The sequence below is a fragment of the Pseudoalteromonas sp. TB41 genome (assembly GCF_000497975.1).
Taxonomy (GTDB): Bacteria; Pseudomonadota; Gammaproteobacteria; order Enterobacterales; family Alteromonadaceae; genus Pseudoalteromonas; species Pseudoalteromonas tetraodonis.
In genome coordinates this window covers 1-5,803 of the sequence record NZ_AUTH01000053.1, presented here as the reverse complement: position 1 = coordinate 5,803, position 5,803 = coordinate 1, and the positions used below count along the sequence as shown (strand labels likewise).

Genomic DNA, 5,803 nt, shown 5'->3' with positions numbered 1-5,803 from the left:
ACCACCGAGATGTATGGACTCCCCTCCCATCGAGGGGTAACGTAATAAGTGACAAAACTTTTACTAAAGGAGTCCATACATGATGAATCTTAACGTTATTGCGATTGATTTAGCAAAAAATAATTATCAAGTTTGTAAAATAGGTCAAGATCGACAGGTTATATACAACAAAGAAGTATCGCGACAAAAGCTACTTCAATTATTGGCGTCAGAAAAGCAGTCATTAGTGGCGATGGAGTCATGTGGTGGCACGCATTATTGGGCAAGAAAAGCGAAAGAGGCAGGCCATACAGTTAAGCCAATGTCTGCACGGGTTGTAAAAGCATTTAGACAAGGCCAAAAAACGGATGCGAATGATGCTTTAGCTATTGGTATTGCAGCTCAACAACCAACAGTTAAACCGAGTAGATTATTAAGCATAAATGAGCAGTGCTTACAAGCCATGTCAGCAATGAGAGAGCACTTTGTAAAGCAAAAAGTAGCCTTGGGGAATCTGCAACGAGGTTGCTTGTTGGAACTTGGTATCCCAATAGCTAAATCAGATAATAAGTTGATTGATGCAGTGGAAAGTCTGCTCGAAGATACAAATTTAGATGTACCTATGGCATTTAGAGCGTCTCTAAAAATAATGAATGAACAATTCAAAAGTGTTATGAAAGAAATTAGAGAGCTAGAAAAGCTCATTGAAGAAGAAATCAAAAATGATGAGGTATGCGAGCGACTTCAAAAACTGGAAGGTGTTGGGCCTGTAGGTTCAATGATGTTGAAAGTTTACTTTAGTTGTATAGAACACTTTAAAAATGGGCGGGAAGCATCAGCCTGCGCTGGTTTAACGCCAGTTCAGCATAGCTCTGGTGGCAAAGAAAGAATTGGCTCAATTTCAAGAACATCGGCAAATAAAAAGTTACGTAGCACGTTATATCAAGGTGCACTAGCTGTTGTCACACATGTTGTAAAAAGAGCGAGCCGTACAGAAAAAGACGAATGGCTTAAAAAGTTAATTGCAAGGCGTGGTAAAAAAGTGGCAGCGATAGCATTGGCTAATAAAACAATCAGAACCGCATTTGCAATGCTAAAGAAAAACGAATGTTATCAGCCAACGTTATTAACGGCTTAAATTTTTGTCAACAAAGAGCGTTTAAAATCAGGGTAAGACTGACCTTTAAGAGACTGTTCCGTGCCTAGGTATAAAATACCGCCACCGAGAAAAGTCATAAAGGGGCGAATACATTAAAGTGACCAGGGGTAGCTCCCCAAATAGAGTCCGTATATAAGCCAGCATCTAATCTTTATTTAATAAATACTTCGTTGACAAAAAACGGGGAGTCCATATAAGAACACAGAGTTAACAGAGAAATACTTAAAAGATATGAATCCATCTCTGTGTAGCGCAAAGCGCCTCGGGATTCTCTGTGGTGAAAAAACTGTTTTTAGCAGTAAATGTCTTTCGTAGCAGCGATTTCATATCGCGTATTTATGGACATTAGCTTACTCGCGCCTCGTAGCTCTCACTTCTCTTTGTTAAATAAGGTCTTTAAGTGATTTATGCACAAAGAGGGCGAAGAGACGCTGCGCTTTTAGAGGAAGATATAAAATAAGGTTGTTTGGTGGTTTTGGTTACTAATTTACTGCTCATTCACTTCTCTTTGTAGAATACGGTTTTTAAGTGATTTATGTACAAAGAGGGCGAGAAGACGCTGCGCTTTTAGAGGAAGGTATAAAACAAGGTTGTTTGGTGGTTTAGGTTACTAATTTACTGCTCATTCACTTCTCTTTGTGTAATAAGCTACTTCAGTGATTGATTTACCATGAGGGTGCAGAGACGCTGCGCTTTTGTAGGAGCAGGGTGTTTTTAAATTTAAACTTCTTTGATAAAGGTAAATACGTTGTGTTTAATTTACTAAATGCCAACCAACATGATTTTACCTTGTGCCATGCCCTCAAGCTGGCAGCTAAAATCAATGCGCTTTTCAGCAGGTGTTTTATACAGCAAAGTGAGTTTACGAAAAGGCGTGGTAATCACTTTGACCGTTTTGATTTGTAAACTAACGCGTGTTCGTTTGTCTAAAAAGGCAAAAGCCGTTTCCGTTAACGCTTTTTTACATGCGCTTAATGCTGTATTCGTCACAACGCCTGACAATATAGAGTTACTGATATCTTCAGCCGACAAGCTACTATAGCCACTTGCCATTACGCAGGCGGCATAAATATCAAGTATGGCAATGGCACGTACTTTTTGACTTTTTGGATCCTCATAAACAGCCATGACGCAGGGTACTTTAGACTCATCAAATACCTGCGGTTGAATCGTGTTTACGATTAAGGACTGACTTATATGTTTATGAAACAAACGTTCTAATTGCGACAGTTTTGGTAACGCTAAATCACTGTTTAATTCAATTTCATCAGGGATGATTTCGTTATTTTCAACAAGCTGTACTAAAGGCAATAATTTATCGTGTAGTTGCGCGTCGGTGAAAGGCTTTGATAAAACAAAAGATGCACCAAAGCTAATAGCTTCTTCAATTTGAGACTTTTCATCAACAGTGGTCAGCATTGCTACTATTATATTAAGTTGCCTTTGCTTTATTGCACGTAATAGCGTAACTCCACACATATCAGGCATATGCCAGTCTGTAAGTACAATATCGGGGTGCCAACTACCAATCAGCGTTAACGCTGATTTAGCATTGTTGGCTTTTTCTATTAATAACTTCCGATAGCCAAACTTTTCCAACCCTCGGCGTACTATTTCAAGTGTTGCATGGCTATCATCCACGATAAGTATTTTCACACAGGTAACTTTTTTTTAAATGTTGTTGTTATTATGGCAGATTTTTTTGACAGCGCTAAACTCTAGTAAATAAACACTTAATTTAAGATAACTAAATAATGCCATATGCCGTATTTCCGCCTGAGGTTTATCATTATATTGCTATAAATTTTGGGCTACTTATTTTAGCCGCGTGGTTTTATATTCTTTTACTGATACTCAGAGAGTTTAGGGCATTTGCACTTAGCATGGTTAAAAGTAACGGCGCAATGGATGATGCGACGTTAGCTATGTGCAGAGAGTCTGTTGACAATGCCATGAGCTATGTTAACGATAATCGAAAAACTATCGCTGAGTTAATCAGTGTACAAATGCTGTTACAACAACAATTAACAGAGGTTACTTCATCAACCAAAGATCATGTTACCGAAAAAGAACAACAGCTAATTGATGATCTCAATAAAAAATTAAAACGCTCGCATCAGTTAATTCGCAAACTAAAAGGGGATCTCGATAAAAGTGTTGAAAAATTAAAAGTTACCCGTCAAAAACTCTATGCACAATATGATGCAGTGACTGTGCTTCAAGAAGAAAAAGACCAGTTACAAGCAGATTACGAAGCGCTTAAAACCGCAAGCGAAAATAGTGATAAAACATCAAGCACAGATATATCCTCAACGCCCGATCAAACAAGACTACTTAACACTTTAAACGAATATAAAAGGCAAATTGCAGAGCAAGACCAACTACTACAGCAATTGCAGTTACAAACAGACGGGCCAGAAAGTAGTGAGGAATTAGATACTCTAAAGCAAGAGCTAGAAAAAACACAGTACGCACTTAAACACCTTACAAAAGAGAAAAAATTCATTGAAGGGCGCTATTTAGAAATGATGAAAAATAGCCAAAAACCAAGTTAGCAAACGACTTTGTTTTTTGCAGTCTGAGCTAGTACACGTTATGGCTGTGTTTTCTCATTCTTTCCTCATTCACTTCTCTTTGTAGAATAAGACCTTTTAGTGAACGTAAAAAAGCCATATATTGCCCTGTAGAAGCGATTTCATATCGCGTATTTATGGGCATTAGCATTTTACTCGCGCCTCGTAGCCCGAAGCCTCCCATCCACTTCTCTTTGTTAAATAAGGTTTTTTAGTGATTTATGCACAAAGAGGGCTAAGAGGCGCTGCGCTTTCAGAGGAAGACATAAAACAAAGCTATTTGATGGTTTTGGTTTCTCATTTGCTCCTCATCCACTTCTCTTTGTAGAATAAGACCTTTTAGTGATTTATGCACAAAGAGGGCGAGGAGACGCTGCGCTTTTAGAGGAAGAGATAAAAAAAAGCTGTTTTTAGCTAGTCACTACCATATAGTGCAACGTTATCTTTGCTGAGTATCGGAGTTTTTCAAGTTAGTTGTCGCATCAAATTAAATTTTATGCCGCCCGCATTGCTTCTTTTTTCTCTGGATTTAAATTTACTTCATTGGTCATTGTCCAATCTCTAGATTTTCCTGACCAACGAATTGGATTCTGCAATTTCGCTATTTCATTTACTCGGTGACGGTTCGCTAGTATCGCTTTATCTAATCCTAAATGACGCTGGTTTGGCGTGACAAATTTAATACCGCTGTGCAAGTGCTCATCGTTGTACCAATCAACAAATCCGTTAACCCACTTCCTTGCACTACCGATGCTTTCAAAGGCTTTTTCAGGGTATTCTGGGCGATACTTTAACGTCTTAAATAGCGATTCAGAATAAGGATTATCATTACTCACTGACGGTCGGCTAAATGAAGGCACAATACCTAACTCCTGCAATGTTGCCAATAACGTTGCCCCTTTCATTGGACTGCCATTATCCGAGTGCAACGTGACTTGATCTGGCTTTACCTGCTCTCGCCTGCAAATATCTACCATTAAATCAGCCGCCAGTGTGCTTAGCTGTGTGTCATGAACCTGCCAACCAACTATTTTTCGACTATAAATATCCATCACTAAATATAAGTATAAAAACTGACCTTTAACCGCTGTTGGCAAATATGTGATATCCCATGTATAAATTTCGTTTACACGTGTTGCCTTGAGCGCTTTTGGTTTTTTTATCTTTTTATTTGGTTTAACTTTTTCTCTGTGTGTTAATAATTTATGTGATTTCATAACACGATAAAACGAGCTTTCTGATGCTATCCACACACCTTTATCTAATAGTTTAGGGACTATCTTGCTGGGTGGTAAATGTCCGTATTCTATTGAATTTACTGTCTTAATAATACGCTGTTGCTCTAATTCAGTTAGCCTGTTAGGTGGTCGCTTTATCGTACTCGTTCGCTTATCTGTCATATCATCAGCTTCAATCCAGCGTTGAATTGTTCTTGCCGTTAGACCAAGTAACTCACATGCTTTTGCTTGCCTTGCCCCTGATTTCTGCGCGTCGGTAATGAGCTTTATCAGTTCATGACGTTCAGTTGAGCTGGTTAATCGTCCTCGTTGAAACCCCAAAGCGCATCCGCTTTTTTTTTGAGTACAAGTAGAGCGGCAGTTTCAGCTAAGGCCTTATCTTTGCGATTCAGTTCTTTTTGCAGTTGCTTTATTTCTTGCTTAAGCTGTTTACTGTCTGACTTTACTGTTTTATTTGAAGGTGGTGTTACTAAATCTTGCTTCCACTGTTTAATATGATGCGGGTAAAGCCCCTTAGCACGGCAATATTCATTAAGAGCTGCTTCATCTAAACTCGCACATTCAATAATGGCATTAAGCCTTTCTTCTAAGCTCCAGTCATGAGGGCGTTTTTCTGTTGTCATGTGACTACCATTATTTTTAGTTTCAAGTTCATGTTTTTTAGCAAGCGTAATCCATCGTTGCAAGGTTGAATAACCGATGCCTAAATCAAACGCAATATCTTCTAGGCGAACATCATCACATTGAGATAATGCTTTTTCAACAGCTTGAACTTTAAATTCTTGTGTAAATCGACGTCTCATTTTATTGCCTCTATTAAAAGTTAGAGGCGACAACTATCCTGACACAGGGGG

The 5,803-nt window shown here is 38.6% G+C and carries 4 protein-coding genes; 2 read left to right on the top strand and 2 right to left on the bottom strand.

What is annotated here, in order from left to right:
- The first annotated feature begins 79 nt into the window (after positions 1–79).
- A complete protein-coding gene (locus L641_RS0107820; protein WP_024600855.1) occupies positions 80–1,117 on the top strand; it encodes an IS110 family transposase in 1,038 nt (345 codons plus the stop codon).
- 783 nt (positions 1,118–1,900) lie between these two features.
- On the opposite strand, the gene L641_RS0107815 is transcribed toward L641_RS0107820, so the two are convergent.
- The gene (locus tag L641_RS0107815; protein ID WP_024601604.1) at positions 1,901–2,794 is read right to left on the bottom strand and encodes a response regulator; all 894 of its coding nucleotides are present in this window, start codon (positions 2,792–2,794) and stop codon (positions 1,901–1,903) included.
- Positions 2,795–2,892: 98 nt separating this feature from the next.
- On the opposite strand from L641_RS0107815, the gene L641_RS0107810 reads away from it, so the two are divergent.
- Positions 2,893–3,693, top strand: coding sequence for a hypothetical protein (locus L641_RS0107810; protein ID WP_024601603.1), 801 nt, complete (start codon positions 2,893–2,895; stop codon positions 3,691–3,693).
- 512 nt (positions 3,694–4,205) lie between these two features.
- On the opposite strand, the gene L641_RS0107800 is transcribed toward L641_RS0107810, so the two are convergent.
- Positions 4,206–5,752 (bottom strand): IS3 family transposase gene (locus L641_RS0107800; protein ID WP_139016074.1). Its coding sequence is split into 2 segments (ribosomal slippage): positions 4,206–5,272 and positions 5,272–5,752, totalling 1,548 coding nucleotides; the frame shifts between segments, so codons are not numbered across the junction.
- Positions 5,753–5,803: the final 51 nt, after the last annotated feature.

Bases quoted from the DNA above. Each gene is read 5' to 3' on its own strand.
- L641_RS0107810 (WP_024601603.1), top strand. From the start codon at position 2,893: ATGCCATATGCCGTATTTCCGCCTGAGGTTTATCATTATATTGCTATA.
- L641_RS0107820 (WP_024600855.1), top strand. From the start codon at position 80: ATGATGAATCTTAACGTTATTGCGATTGATTTAGCAAAAAATAATTAT.